Origin of the sequence: Pseudomonas sp. PDM04 (assembly GCF_014851765.1) — a bacterium.
Classification (GTDB): Bacteria; Pseudomonadota; Gammaproteobacteria; order Pseudomonadales; family Pseudomonadaceae; genus Aquipseudomonas.
This window is the reverse complement of sequence record NZ_JACVAI010000003.1, coordinates 379122-396637: the sequence shown is the minus strand read 5'-3', so window position 1 is coordinate 396637 and position 17516 is coordinate 379122. Positions and strand designations below refer to the sequence as shown.

Genomic DNA, 17516 nt, shown 5'->3' with positions numbered 1-17516 from the left:
ATGGGTTTTCGCTTGTCGAAGATTTACACCCGCACCGGCGACACAGGCGAGACCGGACTGGGTGACGGTCGTCGCGTCCCCAAGGACCATCCGCGGATCGAGGCGATCGGTGAGGTGGACACGTTGAACAGTCAGTTGGGCGTGCTGCTCGCCGGGCTGGAGACGGCGGGCCTGGACGAAGTGAGCGCAGTGCTGGCGCCCTGTCAGCATCGGTTGTTCGACCTGGGGGGCGAATTGGCGATGCCGGAATACCAGGCGCTGAACCTCGCGGAAATCGAGCGCCTGGAAACAGCGATTGATGTGTGGAACGAAGAGCTGGGGCCGCTGGAGAATTTCATTCTGCCCGGTGGCTCGATGCTGATTGCCCAGGCCCACGCATGCCGCAGCCTGGCGCGCAGCGCCGAGCGACGGTGTCAGCACTTGAATGCGCTCGAACCCCTGGCCGGGGTCGGGCTGGCCTACATCAATCGACTGTCGGATCTGTTGTTTGTGGCAGCGCGGGTGATTGCCCGGCGCCAGGGCGTGGCCGAGATACTGTGGCAGCCGGCGCCGAAGCCTGAGCATTGAGTGGCGCCTGCCAGGCCCTCATCGCGAGCGGGCTCGCTCCCACAGTGGTTCACACTCCATTGTGGGAGCGAGCCTGCTCGCGATGAGGCCGGCCGCTATCCCTGTGAGTCCGGCCAGAACGCCCGAATCCCCGCCACACCCTGGGCCCCGGTTTCCCAAGCCTTCTGCTGCTGCGCCGGACCAACGCCACCCAGCAGGAACACCGGCTTGCTGAAGCCCTGGATCAAGCTCGACGCCTGCTCCCAACCCAGCGGCTCGGCCCCGGGATGAGTCAGAGTCGGCTGCACCGGTGACAGCGTCACGAAGTCCACCCCCATCTGCTCGGCCAATGCCAGCTCTTCAGCGTTGTGGCAGGACGCCGCCAGCCAGCGCGACGCCGGCAGCGGTCGGCCAGCCGCTGCGTATTTGCGCAACTGGGCCGAGGTGATGTGCCAACCGGCCGACGGGAAATCCCCCAGCCACTCGAACGGCCCCTTGATCATCAACTGCGCCTTGCCGGCACACAGCCCCGCCGCGTCCACCGCCAGGTCACGGTATTTCGGATCGTAGCCGTTGGGCGCCCGCAACTGGATCAGCTTGATGCCGCCGGCAATGGCTTTCTGCATACCGCGCAGCAACGCCGGCGTTTCCAGGTCTTCCGGGGTAATCAGGTACTGCGCCGGTAACCGCGCAGCGGCTACGATCGGTTGATTGGCCGCCGGAAATTCATAGTTCGGCAGGTCCCGCGGCGCCACCCACTCCAGCGGCTGACCTTCGGCGCCATGGGGCTCGCCGGTGAAGTCCGAGACTTCCCAGACATCCAGCAACACGTGCTTGTCCGGGTAATCGTGTTGGATCTTGATCAGCGGTCGCGCGGTGACCACCACTATCCCCAACTCCTCATGCAGCTCACGGGCCAGGGCTCGCTCGACGGACTCGTCGGCCTCGACCTTGCCACCGGGAAATTCCCACAGACCGCCCTGGTGCTGCGTATCGGCACGACGGGCAATCAGGATCTTGCCGTTCGGGTCACGAATGACCGCTGCGGCGACATGAACACGTTTCACTGCCCAACCTCCTCCAGACCCGCCTTTTGCCAGGCCTTGAAGGCTGGCCACTGGTAGATCGTTTCAACGTAGGCTTCATCGGCCACCGGCAACTTCACCTGGTATGTGCGCAGGCGCACGGCAATCGGGGCGAAGTAGGCATCGGCCAGGGTGGCGCGGCCAAACAGGAAAGGGCCGGCGTCCGTCGCGACGGAGCGACATTCGGCCCACAACGCCAGCATGCGCTCGACGTCTGCCTGCACGTCAGCCGGGACCGGCGACAAGGGGGCGTCGCGGCTCAGGTCGAACGGCATGTTGCCGCGCATGGCGAAAAACCCGGCATGCATCTGCGCACACGCCGAACGTGCCTGGGCGCGGGCCGCCGTGTCCTTGGGCCAGAGCCCGGCGTCGGGAAATTGCTCGGCCAGGTATTCGCCGATCGCCAGCGAATCGGCGACGGTGCCGTGTGCGGTTTTCAGCAGCGGGACCTTGCCGGTCGGCGAATGCTTGAGAATGCGTTCACGGGTGTCCGGCTGGTTCAGCTTGATCAGTGCTTCGGTATAGGGGGCACCGGTCAGCTCAAGCGCCAGAGCGGCGCGCAGGGACCAGGAGGAATACAGTTTGTCGCCGATGATCAGGTGCAGGCTCATGTTCGGGACCTTTGAAGAGAGAGACGAGCAGGTCGGGTGGAAGGCCGATCAACGGCCATCGCGAGCGGCTCCTTCCCGCAGGGGGTACCGTCCATTGCGGGAGCGAGCCTGCTCGCGATCGGGATCACCCGGTCTTACGTACGATACTCAGCGTTGATCTTCACGTACTCGTGGGACAGGTCGGTGGTCCAGATGGTTTCGCTGCAGTCGCCCCGGCCCAGTTCGATACGGATGGTGATCTCTTCCTGCTGCATCACCGCCGCCCCCTGGGCTTCGGTGTAGGTGGCTGCGCGGGCGCCACGGCTGGCGATGCACACCTCGCCGAGGAACACGTCGATCTTGCTCACTTCCAGGTCCGGCACACCGGCACGGCCGACAGCGGCAAGGATGCGGCCCCAGTTCGGGTCGGAGGCGAACAGCGCAGTCTTGATCAACGGCGAGTGCGCCACGGTGTAGCCCACGTCCAGGCATTCCTGGTGGTTGGCGCCGCCATTGACTTCGACGGTCACGAACTTGGTCGCGCCTTCGCCATCGCGAACGATGGCCTGGGCCACGTCCATGCACACCTCGAACACCGCCTGCTTGAGCTTGGCGAACAACTCGCCCTCGGCGCGGGTGATTTCCGGCAAGGCTGCCTGGCCGGTCGCGATCAGCATGCAGCAGTCGTTGGTCGAGGTATCGCCGTCGATGGTGATGCGGTTGAACGACTTGTTGGCGCCATCGAGCAGCAGGTTTTGCAGCACGTCGCGGGCGACTTTGGCGTCGGTGGCGATGTAGCCGAGCATGGTCGCCATGTTCGGACGGATCATGCCTGCACCCTTGCTGATCCCGGTGACGGTGATGGTCACGCCGTCATGCTGGAACTGCCGGCTTGCGCCCTTGGGCAGAGTGTCGGTGGTCATGATGCCGGTGGCGGCGGCTTCCCAGTTGTTGACCGACAGGTCGTCGAGCGCTGCCTGCAACGCGCCTTCGATTTTCTCGACCGGCAGCGGCTCACCGATCACGCCGGTGGAGTACGGCAGCACCAGGTTGGCATCGACACCGGTCAGTTCGGCGAGTTTCGCGCAGGTGCGCTCGGCAGCGGCCAGACCAGGTTCACCGGTGCCGGCGTTGGCATTACCGGTATTGGTCAGCAGGTAACGCACCGGGCCTTGCACACGCTGCTTGGCCAGGATCACCGGGGCTGCACAGAAAGCGTTCAGGGTGAACACACCGGCCACCGTGGAACCTTCGGCACAGCGCATGACCACGACATCCTTGCGCCCGGGGCGCTTGATGCCGGCCGAAGCGATACCGAGTTCAAAACCGGCAACCGGGTGCAACGTTGGCAAAGGACCAAGACCAACAGCCATGAATGCGCTCCTCAACTAGATGATGTCTGCACCGCCCGGCAGGAGCGGTGGTGTAAATGGCAAAACGCCGCGACGGCATGGGCCGGTCGCGGCGCGGGTATTTCAGCGTAGGTAACGGGTTTTACTGGATCTGCCCGTGGCAATGCTTGAATTTCTTGCCCGAACCGCAATAGCACAGCTCGTTGCGGCCCAACTTCTGCTCGTTGCGAACCGGGGCGGTGGCGAGGGCGACATCGACCTCTTCACCCAGTTGCTCCACTTGCTCGAGGCCCGGGGCTTCGTCGTGCTGGAACTGCATGCGGGCGGCCAGGGCTTCGGCTTCCTGGCGCAGGCGCGCCTCTTCCTCGGCCGGATCTTCGCGGCGCACCTGAACGTGCGACAACACACGGATCGAGTCGCGCTTGATCGAATCCAGCAGCTCGGAAAACAGCGTGAACGACTCGCGCTTGTATTCCTGCTTCGGGTTTTTCTGAGCGTAACCACGCAGGTGGATGCCGTGACGCAGGTGGTCCATGGTCGACAGGTGGTCTTTCCACAGGTCGTCCAGCACGCGCAGAACGATTTGCTTCTCGAAGGTGCGCAGCGCTTCGGCGCCCGCCTGGTCTTCCTTCTCGTTGTACGCGGCCATCAGTTCCTGCATCAGTTTCTCGCGCAGGGTTTCCTCGTACAGGTGATCGTCTTCGTCGAGCCATTGCTGGATCGGCAAGGCCACGCCGAAATCGCTCTGCAGGGCTGCTTCCAGACCGGCCACATCCCACTGCTCAGGCAGCGATTGCGGTGGAATGTGGGCGCTGACAGTCGCGTTGAGCACGTCCTGGCGGAAATCGGCGATGGTTTCACCGATGTTGTCGGCGGCCAGCAACGTGTTGCGCATGTGATAGATCACTTTACGCTGTTCGTTGTTGACGTCGTCGAACTCCAGCAGTTGCTTGCGGATGTCGAAGTTGCGGCCTTCGACCTTGCGCTGGGCCTTTTCGATGGCGTTGGTCACCATGCGATGCTCGATCGCTTCGCCGGGCTGCATGCCCAGAGCCTTCATGAAGTTCTTCACCCGGTCAGAGGCGAAGATACGCATCAGGCTGTCTTCCAGCGACAGGTAGAAGCGGCTGGAACCGGCGTCACCCTGACGACCGGCACGACCGCGCAACTGGTTGTCGATACGGCGCGATTCGTGACGCTCGGACGCAATCACCTGCAAGCCGCCCGACTCGAGCACTTGCTGGTGACGCTTCTGCCAGTCAGCCTTGATCTGGGCAATCTGCTCAGGGGTCGGATTTTCCAGGGAGGCCACTTCCACTTCCCAGTTACCGCCCAGCAGGATGTCGGTACCACGACCGGCCATGTTGGTGGCGATGGTCAGCGCCCCCGGACGACCGGCCTGGGCAATGATCTCGGCTTCCTTCTCGTGGAACTTGGCGTTCAGGACCTTGTGTTCGATGCCTTCCTTCACGAGCAGCGCGGACATGTGCTCGGAGGTTTCGATGGTCGCGGTGCCCACCAGCACCGGGCGGCCCGCGGCCATGCTTTCCTTGATGTCATTGACGATGGCCGCGTACTTCTCTTCGGCGGTCAGGAACACCAGGTCGTTGTAGTCCTTACGGGCCAGCGGCTTGTTCGTCGGGATGACGATGACCGGCAGGCCATAGATCTGATGGAATTCGAAGGCTTCGGTGTCGGCCGTACCGGTCATCCCGGACAGTTTTTCGTACAGACGGAAGTAGTTCTGGAACGTGGTCGAGGCCAGGGTCTGGCTTTCGGCCTGGATGTTCAGGTTTTCCTTGGCTTCGATGGCCTGGTGCAGACCTTCGGACAAACGACGGCCCGGCATGGTACGGCCGGTGTGCTCGTCGACCAGGACGACCTGGCCTTCCTGGACGATGTACTCGACGTTGCGATGGAACAGCTTGTGCGCACGCAGGCCGGCGTAGACGTGAGTCAGCAGGCTCAGGTTGTGGGCCGAGTACAGGCTCTCGCCTTCAGCCAGCAGGCCGGTACGGGTCAGCGCCTCTTCGACGAACTGGTGACCGGCTTCGTTGAGTTCGACCTGGCGGGTCTTCTCGTCGACGGTGTAGTGGCCGGCCTTGGTGACTTCGCCTTCGACCTCTTCGACGTGCAGTTCCAGCTGCGGGATCAGTTTGTTGATCTCCATGTACAGCTTGGAGCTGTCCTCGGCCTGACCGGAAATGATCAGCGGGGTACGGGCTTCGTCGATGAGGATGGAGTCGACTTCGTCGATCACGGCAAAATTGAGTTCACGCTGGAATTTTTCTTCCATGCTGAACGCCATGTTGTCGCGCAGGTAGTCGAAACCGAATTCGTTGTTGGTGCCGTAGGTGATGTCGGCGGCGTAGGCGGCGCGCTTTTCTTCCGGCGGCTGGAACGGCGTGACCACGCCGACCGTCAGGCCGAGGAATTCATAGAGCGGGCGCATCCAGTTGGCGTCACGACGGGCCAGGTAGTCGTTCACCGTGACCACGTGCACGCCCTTGCCGGACAGCGCGTTGAGGTAAACGCCCAGTGTACCCACCAGGGTCTTGCCTTCACCGGTACGCATTTCGGCAATCCGACCTTCATGCAAGGTCATGCCGCCGATCAGCTGGACGTCGAAGTGGCGCATGCCCATGACGCGCTTACCGGCTTCGCGGGCGACCGCAAAGGCTTCTGGCAGCAGTTGGTCCAGGGTTTCCCCTTTGGCGATGCGGGCCTTGAACTCTTCCGTCTTGGCACGCAATTGATCGTCCGAAAGGGCCACCATTTGCTCTTCGAAGGCATTGACGACTTGTACCGTCTTGAGCATGCGTTTGACTTCACGCTCGTTCTTGCTTCCAAAAAGTTTCTTTAACAAAGGCGCAAACATATCGGCAGGATCTTCCACACTAAAGGGATGGAGGGCGGCCCCGTGAGTCGCCCGTGCAGCCCTCATGGCCGCATGCGAACGAGCATTCTACCCGGAAACGATGGTGAGGATAGTGGCGTTATTCCACGATGCATGCACTGCGCTATGACGGGGCTCACTTAAAATAAGGGCATTTTACTGAACTTCAAGCCACTGACGGCAGAAGTCATTCGTTGATTTAATGGGTAAAGCGCGCGCAAATCAATGGGTCGGGTGCATCCGGCGCTTTCTGCTACCATGGCGGCTCTGTTACTTCAGGTGTCTGATCATGGCATTTCGCCCTCTCACGGCCAGAGCACCCGCCGTTCTGCTTCGCGAAGCCAAACCGCTCAAAGCCATTCTGGGCCATGCGCAACGCCTGGGTCATTTACAGCGGCTGCTCGACAGCCAGTTGCAGCCGGCCGCTCGCGAGCATTGCCATGTGGCTTCGTGGCGCGAAGGCAGTTTGTTGCTGATTGTCACCGATGGTCATTGGGCAACCCGCCTGCGCTATCAACAGAAGCGCCTGCAACGCCAGTTGCAGATGTTCGATGAGTTCGCCGGCCTGACCCGCATTCAGTTCAAGGTCCAGCCGCCGACCGTGCAACGAGGCGCGGCCGGGCACATGATGGACCTGTCGAACAACGCCGCCGCGACCATTCAGGCCACCGCCGACGGGATCTCCGACCCCAACCTGCGGGCCGCCCTGGAGCGATTGGCGGCGCACGCCAAGCCCAAATCCTGAGGCAGACCCCGGTGGGAGTGTCTGCCGGTCAGCGGCGTTTACTGCCCCCCAGCAACGACCCCATCAAACCGCGCACCAACTGCCGCCCCAACTGATTGGCCGCCTGGCGCATCGCCGATTTCAGTGCCTGGCCCGCCGCCGTTCCGAGAAACTCCCCGGCCTGCTCGGTGAAGCTGGGTTCCTGTGGCGCTGCCTTGCCGGGCACCGCCTCCGGTTTCGGGGCCAGGTCCTTGCGCCCCATCAGCACCTCATAGGCCGATTCACGATCGATCGGTTTGTCATAGCGTCCCTTGAACGGCGAACCGGCGATCAGCACGGTTCGCTCCGTGTCGCTCAACGGCCCGATCCGCGATTGTGGCGGTGCAACCAGCACCCGCTGCACCATTTCCGGCGTGCCCTTGTCCTGCAGCGTCCCCACCAGCGCCTCGCCAATCCCCAGCTCGGTCAGCACCGACAGGGCATCGAACGCCGGGTTCGGGCGAAAACCGTCGGCCACCGCACGCAGGGACTTCTGCTCCTTGGCGGTAAAGGCGCGCAGGCCATGCTGGATGCGCAGGCCGAGCTGCGCGAGGACGTCATCCGGCAGGTCGCCCGGCGACTGAGTGACGAAATACACGCCCACGCCTTTCGAGCGAATCAGCCGCACCACTTGCTCCAGACGCTCCTGCAGCGCCCTGGGGGTATCGGCAAACAATAAGTGGGCCTCGTCGAAGAACAGCGCGAGCAGCGGTTTGTCGGCATCGCCGCGTTCCGGCAGTTGCTCGAACAGCTCGGCCAGCAGCCACAGCAGGAACGTCGCGTAGACCTTCGGCGCCTCGTGGACCAGACGACTGGCATCGAGCAGATGAATACGCCCGCGACCGTCGGCGGCAGGCTGCAGAATGTCTTCGAGTTGCAGCGCCGGCTCGCCGAACAAGGCATCGGCGCCCTGTTGTTCCAGGGTCGCCAGGCGCCGCAGCAGCGCCTGACTGGAGCCCGTGGTCATCAACGCCGCGTCGTCCCCCAGCAGTTCGGGATGGTCGCGCAGGTGATTGAGCAGCGCCTTCAGGTCCTTCAGGTCCAGCAGCAGCAAACCTTCGCGGTCAGCCACCTTGAACGCCGCGTAGAGCGCCGACTGCTGGCTGTCGCTCAATTCCAGCAGGGCGCCGATCAGCAACGGGCCCATTTCGCTCAGGGTGGTGCGCAACGGATGGCCGGATTGACCATGAATGTCCCACAGCGCGACCGGGTAGGCCTGGGGCGTGTGATTCAGCCAGGGCATGCCGGCGATCCGCTCGGCCACCTTGCCCTGTGGATTGCCCGCCGCGCCAAGACCGCACAGGTCTCCTTTGATGTCGGCGGCGAACACCGCCACGCCGGCGTCGCTGAACGCTTCGGCCAGGCGTTGCAGGGTCACGGTCTTGCCGGTCCCGGTCGCACCCGCGATCAGACCGTGTCGGTTCGCCAGACGCATGGACTGATCGATAGGTTGCCCTGTGAGATCGGAACCGATCAATAGTTTCGATGAATCGTGCATTTTGCCCGCCTCTGGTTAATCTCTGCTCGATCACGGCCGATATCGATGATTGAACAGGGTTGGTGATCCGCTAGGGCGAGGACGGATGCATCGACCTGATCTCAACGTCGCCCGTGTTGCGTCCCTTTATAAAAGCACGCTGCGGGCATTAAGACCTTATTGGAATCTCCAAGCCATGAAAAAAAGTATGCGCTTCAGCCATAAGATCCTGCTGGTCGCGGCCCTCGTCGTCACCCTCGCCTTCTCGGCCTTCACGCTCTACAACGACGCCATGCAACGCAAGGCAATCCGCAACGACCTCAACAACTACCTGCTGGAAATGGGCGGCGTGACCGCCAACAGCATCCAGACCTGGCTGAACGGTCGCAGCCTGTTGATCGAAAACCTGGCACAAAACATCGCGCTGAACCCGGACTTGGGCAACATCACCCTGCTGCTGGAGCAAAAGGCGATCGCCAGCGCGTTCGTCGCCGGTTTTCTAGGCAGCAGCGATGGCTTCTTCATCATTCGCCCGGACAACAGGATGCCGGAAGGCTTCGACCCCCGCGTGCGAGATTGGTACAAGAGCGCGCAACACAGCGCCGAACCGGTACTGACCGAACCCTACACGGATGTCTCCACGGGCAAACCCGTCATTTCCATCGTTCAGGGCGTGGTCAGGGACGGCCGACCGCTCGCGGTGGTCGGCGGCGACCTGAGCCTGCAAATGATCATCGACAGCCTCAACGCGCTGAACTTCAACGGCATGGGCCATGCGTTCCTGATCAACGCCGACGGCAAGATCCTGGTGCACCCGAAGCAGGCACGGGTGGGCAAGTCTCTGGCCCAGGCGTACCCGGTCAACACGCCACGCATCAGCAGCGACCTCTCGGAAGTCGAGGTCGACGGCAAGACCCGCATCATCACGTTCACGCCGATCAAGGGCCTGTCATCGGTGAACTGGTACATCGGTCTGTCGGTGGACAAAGACAAGGCCTACTCGATGCTCAGCGAATTCCGCGCCTCGGCGGTGGTGGCTACCGGCATCGCCGTCGCGGCCATCATCGCCCTGCTGGGCTTGTTGATCCGCTTGCTGATCCAGCCGCTGCACGTCATGACCCGCGCCATGGAAGACATCGCCGACGGTGAGGGCGACCTGACCAAACGCCTGATCATTCAGGGCGACGACGAATTCGGCCTGCTGGGCACCGCATTCAACCGTTTCGTGGAACGCATTCACGGTTCGATCCGTGAAGTGTGCTCCGCCACCGGGCAGGTCAACGAAGTGGCGCTGCGGGTGGTCGCGGCCTCCAACTCGTCGATGCTCAATTGTGACCAGCAGGCTTCGCGCACCAGCAGTGTGGTCGCCGCCATCAACCAGCTCGGTGCCACGGCCCAGGAAATCGCGCGCAACGCTGCCCAGGCGTCGAGCCAGGCCAGCGAAGCCCGCCACCTGGCCGAGGACGGCCAGCACGTGGTGGAGCGCAACATTGTCGCGATCAATCAGCTGTCGAGCGTGCTCAGCGCCTCGAGTCGCCACATCGAATCGCTGAGCGACAAAACCGTGAACATCGAGCAAATTCTCGACGTGATCAGCAGCATCTCCCAGCAAACCAATCTGCTGGCGCTCAACGCGGCCATCGAGGCGGCCCGTGCCGGTGAGGCCGGGCGCGGATTTGCCGTGGTGGCCGATGAAGTGCGCAACCTGGCACACCGCACCCAGCAATCGGCGGAGCAGGTGCAGAGGATGATCGAAGAGCTGCAGGTCGGCGCCCGCGAATCCGTCAGCACCATGAACGACAGCCAGCGGCACAGCCAGGACAGCGTGGGCATCGCCAACTTGGCGGGCGAGCGCCTGAACAGCGTGACCCTGCGCATCGGCGAGATCGACGGGATGAACCAGTCGGTGGCCACGGCGACCGAGGAACAGACCGCGGTGGTGGAGGCGATCAACGAGGACATGACTGAAATCAACACGCTGAACCAGGCGGGTGTCGAGAACCTGCAGGCAACGTTGCGCGCCTGTGGCGACCTTGAACAGCAGGCGGCGCGGCTCCAGCAGCTGGTGGGCAGTTTCCGTATCTAGCGTCTGCGCCGGCTTCTTCGCGGGCGCCCGCTCTCACCAGACCTGTGGGAGTGGGCGTACCCGCGATGGGGCCGGCCCTGACAACACAGGCCTGACGGCCTCAACCCAAACCCGACCGAACATCTATCCTTCATAAAGGTCAACCAAGGGAGCACCACGGACCGGAGGGATGTACATCGTGCATATCGCGGACATAACCATGTTCTACGCCCCTGCCAGCGGTGGCGTGCGCACTTATCTGGATGCCAAACATCGTCGCCTGGGGGTCAAGTCGGGCATTCGCCACAGCTTGCTGATTCCCGGTTCGCACTTGAGTGAAGCGGATGGTGTCTACACCGTCCCAGCCCCTGCCCTGCCGTTCGGCAAGGGTTATCGTTTCCCCCTCCGTCTCGCCCCCTGGCGCAATGTGCTGCAGGATCTGCAACCAGACCTGATCGAAGTCGGCGATCCGTACCTCACGGCCTGGGCGGCACTGGATGCCCGGCGCCAACTCGACGTGCCGGTGATCGGCTTTTATCACTCGGATTTGCCGCTGCTGGTCAGCAACCGCATGGGGAACTGGGTGACGCCCAATGTCGAGGCCTATGTCAGCAAGCTCTACGGCAACTTCGACCGGGTGCTCGCGCCGAGCCGGATCATGGCCGACAAACTGATCGGCCTGGGGGGGCGCAATGTTTACGTACAGCCCCTGGGGGTTGACCTGCGCACCTTCCACCCCGACGCCCGCGATCCGGGCCTGCGCGCAGAGCTGGGCATCGATGAACAGACGCACCTGCTGATTTTCGCCGGGCGCGGCTCCAAGGAAAAAAACCTGCCGGTGCTGCTCGATTGCATGAAACACCTGGGTCGGCGCTATCACCTGCTGCTGGTGGGATCGTCCATGCCGGCGGCGGTGCCGAACAACGTGACGGTGGTCGATGGCTTCCGCCCGGCGGCGCAAGTGGCGAGGCTGATGGCCAGTGCCGATGCGCTGGTGCATGCCGGCGATCAGGAAACCTTTGGCCTGGTCACACTCGAAGCCATGGCCTGCGGCATTCCGGTGGTCGCCGTGGCCGCCGGGGCGTTTCCAGAGATCGTCACCCGCGACTGCGGCCTGCTGTGCACCCCGAACGCCCCCCTGGCGATGGCCCATGCGGTACGCGAGCTGTTCGGCTCTGGCAATGCCGAGCTGGGCCGGCAGGCCCGCCGGCATGTCGAGCGGCATTACGCCTGGGATACCGTGGTCAACAGCCTGCTGGGTCATTATCACGCCGTCCTCGGCAGCCAATGGCCGCTGATCGTCAATGGCTGACGCGATGAACACCTTCAGCCTGTTACTGGTGTTGCACGACGTCGCACCGCAGACCTGGGTCGACTACCAACCTTTCGTCGAAGCGGTCGATGCCCTGGGCGACATCCCGATGACCTGGCTGGTGGTGCCGGACTTCCACCGGCACAACGACCTGGACGCCCATCCGTCATTCCGCGACCTGCTCAGCCAGCGCGTGGCCCGGGGTGACGAACTGGCGTTGCACGGCTACTTTCATTGTGATGAAAGCCCCTCGCCCACCACACCGCGAGACTGGTTCATGCGCCGCATCTACACCCATGAAGGCGAGTTCTACAGCCTGTCCCGGGAAGCCGCCCTCGCCCGGCTGCGGGCCGGCATCGAGCTGTTCCATCGCTATCACTGGCCGTTGCAGGGCTTTGTCGCCCCGGCCTGGCTGATGAGCGAAGGGACACGCCAGGCCCTGCGCCAACTCCCCCTGAGCTATACCAGCGACCCGCAGCACCTGTATCGGCTGCCGGATTTCACCCGGGTCGAGGCGCCCGGGCTGGTGTGGAGCGCCCGCAGCGCCTGGCGGCGCGGCGTTTCGAAATGGCTCAGCGACCAGCGCGAACAGCGCTGGCGCCAGGCGCCGGTGATTCGCCTGGGCGTGCACCCGGTGGACCTGCGTCATGGCTTTTCCCGCGATTACTGGCTGCACACCCTCGAGCGCCTGCTGGACGAGGGCCGCGTGCCGATGACCAAGGCCGGCTGGCTGGCCTCGCATCTTCAGCGTTGCGGTCGTGCCGCGTGAGCCGGGGGATCCTGCTGCTGGTTGCGCTGATCGCGGCTTTGCTCATTCCCCTGTTGCTCGGTGGCAACCAGACCTGGGCGCGATTGCAGGGTTTTCCCTTGAACTGGCTGCTGATCATGTTCGGCATGATCCTGGCGTGCTGGCTGGTGAACACCCAGCGCCTGCGCCTGTTGCTCGGGGATCAACGGGACAGGGTCAGCCCGGTCAAAAGCCTCGGCGTGGTGATGGCGGCCGAATTCGCCTACTGCGCCACCCCCGGCGGCAGCGGTGGGCCACTGACCATCATGGCGCTGCTGGCACGCAACGGCGTACGGCCGGCACGGGGCAGTGCAGTGTTTGCCATGGATCAACTGAGCGACCTGCTGTTCTTCCTCTGCGCGCTGGTGGGGATCCTGATCTATGCGCTGTTCCAGCACCTCAGCGAACGCATGGAGTGGTTGCTGATGGTCAGCGCCATGTCCCTGTTCGGCGGGTTGCTCAGTTGCGCGGTGATCGCACGCTACCATCGATGGCTGATCCGCCTCAGCGGACGGCTGCTGGTGCGCCTCAATGTCAAAGGCACCACCCGCCTGCGCTGGGCGCGCAAACTCCTGCACTTTCTGGCGGCGTTCACCGACACCCTGAAGTTGCCCTTCAATACGCTGATCACGGTGTTCGCCTTGACCTGCGTGCATTGGCTGCTGCGCTACAGCGTGCTGTACCTGGCACTGCGCGGACTGGGCGCGGACTTGCAATGGGCGTGGAGCTTTCTGATCCAGATGCTCTCGCTGACGGCGGGACAATTCAGCCTGCTGCCCGGAGGCGCCGGCGCCGCGGAATTGACCTCGGCGGCGTTGTTGGCGCCCATGGTCGGAAAATCCACGGCAGCAGCGGCGATCCTGATCTGGCGGACGGTGACCTATTACTTTTATCTGGTGGTGGGCGGGCCGGTATTCTTGTTGATGCTGGGGCGGCCGTTGCTGAAGAAGTTGATGAGGGTGAAGCAGGTTTAGGGGGGGTGGTGACGGTGACGGTAACGGTGATCGTGATCGTGATCGTGATCGTGATCGTGATCGTGGACATATCCGTTTCTGCGGTAACGGCTGCAATGGATATGTCCACCCAAAAGAACATGGTCGGCTATAAAGCCAGCTCCCACGGGGCGCGCGCGCCAATCAATCGGGCTTCACCGGATCCTCCCCGGCATCTGGATGCAATTGCTCCCACAACGCCTCTGCGCCCGGAAACTCCGTGCCATCTTCCGGGCTCAGGTCATCCGGGTCATAGCGGCTCAGACACCCCTCCCCCAACGTCGCGGGGGCTTTGGAAACAGCTTTATCCAGCGGATCAGCCATGGTCATGTCCTCAGTGCAGAAACGGCGAAGGGCCTGGAGCGATTGAACGCCCAGGCCCTTCGAATTTCAACCCTGCCGTCGTGCGGTCAGAACACCACGGTCTTGTTGCCGTGCACCAGTACCCGATCTTCCAGGTGATAGCGCAGACCACGGGCCAGCACCATTTTCTCGACGTCACGGCCGAAACGCACCATGTCTTCGATACTGTCGCTGTGGCTGACACGGACCACGTCCTGCTCGATGATCGGGCCGGCGTCCAGCTCCTCGGTCACGTAGTGACAGGTCGCACCGATCAGTTTCACCCCGCGCAGGGAAGCCTGATGATATGGCTTGGCCCCGACGAACGACGGCAGGAAGCTGTGGTGAATGTTGATCACCTTGTGCGCGTATTCGCTGCACAGCGCCGGGGGCAGGATCTGCATGTAACGAGCCAGCACCACCACTTCGGCGTCGTGCTGCTTGACCAGGCGCGAGACTTCGGCGAACGCCGGCTCTTTATCCTGGGGATTGACCGGCACATGGTAGTAAGGAATCCCGTGCCACTCGACCATGCTGCGCAAGTCATCGTGGTTGGAAATCACGCAGGAGATTTCACAGTCCAGCTCATCGCTGTGCCAACGGTGCAGCAGGTCGGCCAGGCAGTGGGATTCGCGGCTGGCCATCAGCACCACGCGTTTTTTCTGCGCGGTATCGGTGATGCGCCAGTCCATCGAGAACTCTTCGGCAATCGGCGCAAAGGCCTCGCGAAAGGCCTCGATGCCGAAGGGCAGCGAGTCGGCCCGAATTTCGTGACGCATGAAGAACCAGCCACTGAGATTGTCCGAGTGGTGGCTCGCTTCAGTGATCCAGCCGTTGTGTGACGCCAGAAAGTTACTGACTTTAGCAACGATACCGACGCGGTCCGGGCAAGAAATCACCAGCCGAAAAGTGCGCATGGGGGGGAAACTCCAGAACTTCGCAAAGGTCGCCATTCTAGCGGCTGTGCAGCAAAACTGCAGTATTGATGACATCTCGTGTCGCAGGGCGGCGCCCGTGCAAGCCTTGAATCCAACGCTTGAGTGCCGCCGCGCCGGCGTCAGGCCGCTTCAATAGCCCCTGGGGTGAATATCGGCGTCACTATTTAAATGCACCGTCAATGTATGGGCTATTCATCACAACTAAATAAATAAAGCCCGGCACAATGTTTACTTGATGAAACAGCCTGACTATTATTGCGCCACTGTCCCCTGACAATCTGCGTCACAACATAAGGTAGTCCCCATGTCCTTGATCAACGAATATCGCGCCACCGAAGAAGCTATCAAAGAGCTGCAAGCCCGTTTGAAGAATCTGTCCCAAGACGACAAACTGCAAACCGAGCTGGAATTCGAAGGCAAACTGCGCGCCCTGATGGCTGAATATTCCAAGTCGCTGCGTGACATCATCGCGCTGCTGGATCCAGAATCCAAAACCAAGGCACCCCGCAGCGGCGCAGTAAAAACTACCGGCACCAAGCGCGCTCGCAAAGTTAAACAATACAAAAACCCGCACAACGGCGAAGTCATCGAAACCAAAGGTGGCAACCACAAAACGCTGAAAGAGTGGAAAGCCAAGTGGGGCGGCGACGTGGTTGAAGGCTGGGCAACCCTGCTGGGCTAAGCCTCTGCGCTACAAACCGTTACGCAAGAACGCCAGCCACGGGCTGGCGTTTTTTTATGCCCGGTATTTCAGCACCGGGCATTTTCATTTTCAAAGCTTCAAACGTCTGCGCAATACCTCGACATAATTACCCCATTCACCGAGCACCTGTTGCTGAAATGGCGTGGCAGTAATATTCAACTGGGCCGCGGCCTCCAGGAAAGTTACCAGGGTATTTGGCGCTCCCCATTGAGGGTCTGACAAACGTTGCTGACAGAATATTCGCCAACGTTCCTGCTCTTCGAAACTCAAGGTATCGAAAAAGTTACGTGCTCGATATCGAAACAATAGTTCCGGTAAACGTTCATCATCGAAAGGCCAGTGTTCCTGCGCTAATTGCGCCGGGTCAGCCGCCCGGACTTGCTCACAAAGACGCCGGTCCCTGTCACCGATAAACCCGTCGTATAACTGTTGCTCCGGGTCCTGGCTCTGAGTGAAATCTTCGCGGGCATAAATAGACTGGATCTTGTCTTGCCAGACTTGCCGTGCGTCGTTTAGTCGCAAGGCCCGTGCCTGATACAACGCCATGTCGAGCCCCAGGCGCTGCTGATCATCGGGACGCAACACCGACATCGGCGCGACCACCGGGCATTTGTTGATGTGGATGAGCTTGAGCGGCACCGGCAACTCGCCCTCGGCCAGGTCCTCGCGACGGGTATACAGGCGCTGACGCAGGGTATCGGCGTCCAGGTCGAGCAAACCCTGGGGATCCAGGTGCAGGTCGCAGACAATCAACGCGTTCTTGTTGCGAGGATGCCAGGCCAGCGGCAACACCACGCCAACATAACTGCGGGCGGCGGAGAATCGCCCGGAAATGTGCACCATCGGCTGCAACAGCCGAATCTGATCCATGACCTTCTGTTTGCTGCGCAAATGGAATAGCCAGTCGTACAGTTTGGGCTGTTTCTCGCGGATCAAGCGCGCCAGGGCGATGGTGGCGCGAACGTCGGACAGCGCTTCGTGGGCGTTGCCGTGATCGATGCCGTTGGCCTCGGTCAGGCGCTCGAGCCTGAGCGTCACCCGCCCCTCCTCATCCGTGGGCCAGGCCAGACCATCCGGGCGCAAGGCGTACGCCGCGCGGACCACATCGATCAGGTCCCAGCGACTGTTTCCACCCTGCCATTCCCGGGCGTAGGGGTCGAAAAAGTTGCGGTACAGGCTGTAGCGGGTCATTTCGTCGTCGAAACGCAACGTGTTGTAGCCGGCGCCGCAGGTGCCGGGCGCGGCCAGTTCGGCGTGCACCCGGGTCATGAAGTCGGCTTCGCTCAAACCGTGTTCGGTCAATTGCCCCGGCGTGATGCCCGTGATCGCACAGGCGGCCGGATGCGGCAGGATGTCATCGGCAGGCCGGCAATAGAGGTTGACCGGTTCGTCTATGACATTCAGATCGAAATCGGTACGCAGCCCCGCCACTTGCAGCGGCCGGTCGCATCGCGGGTTGATGCCAGTGGTTTCATAGTCGTACCAGAAGATCGAGGTCACGGGCTGTTCCTGAACTGAAGATCAGCGAAGTCTAGGCGTTTGCGTCCCGCCCCGGCCAGCGATCTTGCATCCAGTCACGTCCGCCTTCACCGCGTGCAATACATAGGGATGTCGTTTCCCCCCAAGAGGCTGCTAGCATCGGCTGGCCATAGAATCCCGATCAGGCCA

15 protein-coding genes and 1 pseudogene are annotated in these 17516 nt (G+C 62.2%); 8 read left to right on the top strand and 8 right to left on the bottom strand.

Features of this window, described 5'->3' with window-relative positions:
- Positions 1–567 carry a cob(I)yrinic acid a,c-diamide adenosyltransferase gene (locus tag IB249_RS13780; protein ID WP_192305533.1) on the top strand — a complete coding sequence of 189 codons (567 nt, stop codon included), beginning with the start codon at positions 1–3 and terminating at the stop codon, positions 565–567.
- Positions 568–662: 95 nt separating this feature from the next.
- Here IB249_RS13780 and IB249_RS13775 read toward each other — a convergent pair whose 3' ends face one another.
- The 4 genes from IB249_RS13775 to secA form a co-directional block, all read right to left on the bottom strand.
- A complete protein-coding gene (locus IB249_RS13775; protein ID WP_192305531.1) occupies positions 663–1613 on the bottom strand; it encodes a Nudix family hydrolase in 951 nt (316 codons plus the stop codon).
- Positions 1610–2242, bottom strand: a complete 633-nt coding sequence (locus IB249_RS13770) for a glutathione S-transferase family protein (protein ID WP_192305529.1) — start codon at positions 2240–2242, stop codon at positions 1610–1612. Before IB249_RS13770 ends, IB249_RS13775 begins: the two co-directional genes overlap by 4 nt.
- Positions 2243–2376: 134 nt before the next feature.
- Positions 2377–3594 carry a bifunctional glutamate N-acetyltransferase/amino-acid acetyltransferase ArgJ gene (gene argJ, locus IB249_RS13765; protein ID WP_192305526.1) on the bottom strand — a complete coding sequence of 406 codons (1218 nt, stop codon included), beginning with the start codon at positions 3592–3594 and terminating at the stop codon, positions 2377–2379.
- A 121-nt stretch (positions 3595–3715) separates the two neighbouring features.
- Complete coding sequence (secA, locus tag IB249_RS13760; protein WP_192305524.1) at positions 3716–6451, bottom strand: preprotein translocase subunit SecA; 2736 nt, start codon at positions 6449–6451, stop codon at positions 3716–3718.
- Positions 6452–6758: 307 nt separating this feature from the next.
- Here secA and IB249_RS13755 point away from each other — a divergent pair, with 307 nt between their 5' ends.
- Positions 6759–7214 carry a DUF721 domain-containing protein gene (locus IB249_RS13755; RefSeq protein ID WP_192305522.1) on the top strand — a complete coding sequence of 152 codons (456 nt, stop codon included), beginning with the start codon at positions 6759–6761 and terminating at the stop codon, positions 7212–7214.
- A 28-nt stretch (positions 7215–7242) separates the two neighbouring features.
- Here IB249_RS13755 and IB249_RS13750 read toward each other — a convergent pair whose 3' ends face one another.
- Positions 7243–8730, bottom strand: coding sequence for a helicase HerA-like domain-containing protein (locus IB249_RS13750; protein ID WP_192305520.1), 1488 nt, complete (start codon positions 8728–8730; stop codon positions 7243–7245).
- An 85-nt stretch (positions 8731–8815) separates the two neighbouring features.
- On the opposite strand from IB249_RS13750, the pseudogene IB249_RS30170 reads away from it, so the two are divergent.
- The 5 genes and pseudogenes from IB249_RS30170 to IB249_RS13730 all read left to right on the top strand — a co-directional run.
- A pseudogene (locus tag IB249_RS30170) lies at positions 8816–9937 on the top strand (cache domain-containing protein); the annotation flags it as partial.
- A 93-nt stretch (positions 9938–10030) separates the two neighbouring features.
- Positions 10031–10795 (top strand): methyl-accepting chemotaxis protein, encoded by a 765-nt coding sequence (locus IB249_RS30165; RefSeq protein WP_412548010.1) that lies wholly within the window; start codon positions 10031–10033, stop codon positions 10793–10795.
- 169 nt (positions 10796–10964) lie between these two features.
- Entirely contained in the window at positions 10965–12086 is a 1122-nt protein-coding gene (locus IB249_RS13740) for a glycosyltransferase family 4 protein (protein ID WP_192305516.1), read from the top strand.
- Positions 12079–12855 carry a polysaccharide deacetylase family protein gene (locus IB249_RS13735; protein ID WP_192305513.1) on the top strand — a complete coding sequence of 259 codons (777 nt, stop codon included), beginning with the start codon at positions 12079–12081 and terminating at the stop codon, positions 12853–12855. The genes IB249_RS13740 and IB249_RS13735 overlap by 8 nt, the downstream gene beginning before the upstream one ends.
- Complete coding sequence (locus IB249_RS13730; protein WP_192305511.1) at positions 12852–13847, top strand: lysylphosphatidylglycerol synthase transmembrane domain-containing protein; 996 nt, start codon at positions 12852–12854, stop codon at positions 13845–13847. The genes IB249_RS13735 and IB249_RS13730 overlap by 4 nt, the downstream gene beginning before the upstream one ends.
- Before the next feature lie 162 nt (positions 13848–14009).
- On the opposite strand, the gene IB249_RS13725 is transcribed toward IB249_RS13730, so the two are convergent.
- Both IB249_RS13725 and purU read right to left on the bottom strand, forming a co-directional pair.
- Entirely contained in the window at positions 14010–14189 is a 180-nt protein-coding gene (locus IB249_RS13725; protein ID WP_192305509.1) for a hypothetical protein, read from the bottom strand.
- A gap of 86 nt (positions 14190–14275) precedes the next feature.
- Entirely contained in the window at positions 14276–15124 is an 849-nt protein-coding gene (gene purU / locus IB249_RS13720; RefSeq protein WP_192305507.1) for a formyltetrahydrofolate deformylase, read from the bottom strand.
- A 325-nt stretch (positions 15125–15449) separates the two neighbouring features.
- On the opposite strand from purU, the gene mvaT reads away from it, so the two are divergent.
- On the top strand, positions 15450–15827 hold the full coding sequence (mvaT, locus tag IB249_RS13715; protein WP_192305505.1) for a histone-like nucleoid-structuring protein MvaT: 378 nt from the start codon (positions 15450–15452) through the stop codon (positions 15825–15827).
- A 90-nt stretch (positions 15828–15917) separates the two neighbouring features.
- Here the strand turns inward: mvaT and sbcB are convergent, their stop codons facing one another.
- On the bottom strand, positions 15918–17348 hold the full coding sequence (gene sbcB, locus IB249_RS13710; protein WP_192305503.1) for an exodeoxyribonuclease I: 1431 nt from the start codon (positions 17346–17348) through the stop codon (positions 15918–15920).
- Positions 17349–17516 lie beyond the last annotated feature (168 nt).

Excerpts from the sequence above, each read along its gene's own strand:
- IB249_RS13735 (WP_192305513.1), top strand. The coding sequence starts at position 12,079 with ATGGCTGACGCGATGAACACCTTCAGCCTGTTACTGGTGTTGCACGAC.
- IB249_RS13725 (WP_192305509.1), bottom strand. The coding sequence starts at position 14,189 with ATGGCTGATCCGCTGGATAAAGCTGTTTCCAAAGCCCCCGCGACGTTG.
- mvaT (WP_192305505.1), top strand. The coding sequence starts at position 15,450 with ATGTCCTTGATCAACGAATATCGCGCCACCGAAGAAGCTATCAAAGAG.
- IB249_RS13740 (WP_192305516.1), top strand. The coding sequence starts at position 10,965 with ATGTACATCGTGCATATCGCGGACATAACCATGTTCTACGCCCCTGCC.
- purU (WP_192305507.1), bottom strand. The coding sequence starts at position 15,124 with ATGCGCACTTTTCGGCTGGTGATTTCTTGCCCGGACCGCGTCGGTATC.
- IB249_RS13780 (WP_192305533.1), top strand. The coding sequence starts at position 1 with ATGGGTTTTCGCTTGTCGAAGATTTACACCCGCACCGGCGACACAGGC.
- IB249_RS13770 (WP_192305529.1), bottom strand. The coding sequence starts at position 2,242 with ATGAGCCTGCACCTGATCATCGGCGACAAACTGTATTCCTCCTGGTCC.
- argJ (WP_192305526.1), bottom strand. The coding sequence starts at position 3,594 with ATGGCTGTTGGTCTTGGTCCTTTGCCAACGTTGCACCCGGTTGCCGGT.
- IB249_RS30165 (WP_412548010.1), top strand. The coding sequence starts at position 10,031 with ATGCTCAATTGTGACCAGCAGGCTTCGCGCACCAGCAGTGTGGTCGCC.
- IB249_RS13750 (WP_192305520.1), bottom strand. The coding sequence starts at position 8,730 with ATGCACGATTCATCGAAACTATTGATCGGTTCCGATCTCACAGGGCAA.
- IB249_RS13755 (WP_192305522.1), top strand. The coding sequence starts at position 6,759 with ATGGCATTTCGCCCTCTCACGGCCAGAGCACCCGCCGTTCTGCTTCGC.
- secA (WP_192305524.1), bottom strand. The coding sequence starts at position 6,451 with ATGTTTGCGCCTTTGTTAAAGAAACTTTTTGGAAGCAAGAACGAGCGT.